Genomic DNA, 2,102 nt, shown 5'->3' on the forward strand with positions numbered 1-2,102 from the left:
CGGGAGGCGGGTCAGACCCGGGCGGGGACGCTGCTCCTCACCCAGTCCACGATCTCCTCCGTGGTCGCCCCCGGCGTGAAGATCCGGGCGACGCCCATCCTCTCCAGTTCGGGCATGTCGTCCTCCGGGATGATCCCGCCGCCGAACACCACGATGTCGCCCGCGTCGTTCTCCTTGAGCAGCTCGATCACCTTGGCGAAGAGGGTCATGTGGGCCCCCGACAGGATCGACAGGCCGACCGCGGCGGCGTCCTCCTGTACGGCGGTGCGCACGATCTGCTCGGGCGTCTGGTGCAGGCCGGTGTAGACGACCTCCATCCCGGCGTCCCGCAGCGCCCTGGCCACGATCTTCACGCCCCGGTCGTGGCCGTCCAGCCCCGGTTTGGCGATGACCACGCGGATCCTCGGCTCGGCATCCATGACAGACCTCCTCGTCTGCGTCCCGCCCACTCGTGGGCGGCGGCTGTCCGCAGCGTAACCGGCCCGGCGGGACCGGACTCCCGCGGGAACGGAACCTCCCCGGACGCGGGACGCCTGAGGCGTGGGCCCTCTCACGGGGCGGAACCGCGTCTCGCAGTTGATCGTTAACTGACAGAATGCTTTCCCCTCATATCCATACAAAAGGACGGCTAATTCACATGAGGCGATCGATCGCCCTGACGGCCGCGGTGCTGGCCGCACCGGCACTGGCCACCGCCACCGCCGCCACCGCACACGCCGCCCCCGCCGCCACCTCCGCCACCGCCTCGGCCCCCGCTCCGGCGGACGCGCTCAAGCGGCAGTTCCAGACCGGCCGCGGTGTCCGGGTCAGCCAGACCGCGCGCATGTCCTCCGACGGGACGACCCTGCTGAAGGCCAAGCTCAACGGCAAGGTGCAGTTCGGGCCCACCGGCCCGGCCGCCTACGACCTCGCCATGCGGATGACCTCCGGTGTGAAGAGCGGCGGGGGGAAGTCCGGCAACGGCTCCTACCGCGTGATCAGCATCAAGGACCGCCTCTACGCCTCGGGCGACGTCTACGACGGACTGCTCCCCGAGGGCAAGACCTGGGTGGGCGGCAAGGGCGGCAGCGCCCTCTTCCTCCAGCACCCCGACGTGCTGGAGCCGGCCGTGCTGGCCGCCCTGGTGAAGGACCCCTCCGGCAAGCACTCCCGCGACGGCCGGCGGCACCAGGGCACGCTGACCTACGCGGAGCTGTACAAGCTCTCCTCGCACTTCCGCGCCACCGTCCGCACCAAGCCGACCGGCGAGTCCGGCAAGACCGAGATCTCCTGGCGGCTCTGGCTCGACGGCAAGGGCCTGCCCCAGCGCGCGGCGGTCACCGAGACCCTCTCCATCGGCAAGTCGTCGCTGACCACGACGTCCGACACCCGCTTCAGCGGCTGGGGCTCGAAGGTCACCGTCACCGCTCCGCCCGCCGACCAGGTCGCCGACGAGAAGGACCTGGGCGCCGACGTGCCCGACCCCAAGGAGCTCGTCAACACCCTGGGCTCGCACCGCAGCAACGACTGACGGCGCCGACGTAGCCGAACGCCTTCCGGGCCCGGCGCCACCACCGGGTCCGGGAGGAACCGCGCCCGCCGTACGGCATGCCGTACGGCGGGCGGTCCAGGAGACGGCCGGGAGCGGCGAACACCGCTCCCGGCCGTCTCCCGTAATGGGCACCCCACCCCGCGAGGCGGCCTTTCCCTGACCGGTCCATCCATCGCCGCGTCTCGCGCGCTCATGTAATCAGCGAACAGTGCTCCCGCGGGCGGATATCACGCGGAATATCGATATCCCGTGGACATGCGTCGCCCCGGCCTCTTCCCGGAGAGCACGCCGATTCCCCGCCGGCCGCCCGGCTCCCGGGACATTCCCCACTGGAACGGCTCATCCTCGCGCAAAGCCGGAATGCGGAGTTGTCAGCCCGCGGCATAGCCGCGCGGACGCCGGTGGCCTAGCTTGGCGGATCCTGGCTTCCGGTGAGGGGGATCCGATGAGACGGTGGGCCGTTCCGCTCGTCGCGGTGGCGCTGGCCGCCGCGCCGCCGCAGCAGGGTACGGCGCAGGCCGACACCACGCAGGCCGACACCGCGCGGAGCGGTGCCGCACGGAGCGGGGCC

General features: G+C 71.5%; 2 protein-coding genes. One reads left to right on the forward strand and one right to left on the reverse strand.

Going from position 1 to position 2,102, the window contains the following annotated elements; translation table 11 throughout:
• Window positions 1–11 precede the first annotated feature (11 nt).
• On the reverse strand, window positions 12–419 hold the full coding sequence (locus ACWJ6R_RS35180) for a cobalamin B12-binding domain-containing protein (RefSeq protein ID WP_449066349.1): 408 nt from the start codon (window positions 417–419) through the stop codon (window positions 12–14).
• A 218-nt stretch (window positions 420–637) separates the two neighbouring features.
• Here ACWJ6R_RS35180 and ACWJ6R_RS35185 point away from each other — a divergent pair, with 218 nt between their 5' ends.
• Window positions 638–1,510 (forward strand): hypothetical protein, encoded by an 873-nt coding sequence (locus ACWJ6R_RS35185; protein ID WP_449066350.1) that lies wholly within the window; start codon window positions 638–640, stop codon window positions 1,508–1,510.
• Window positions 1,511–2,102 lie beyond the last annotated feature (592 nt).

It is taken from the genome of Planomonospora algeriensis, assembly GCF_977012225.1.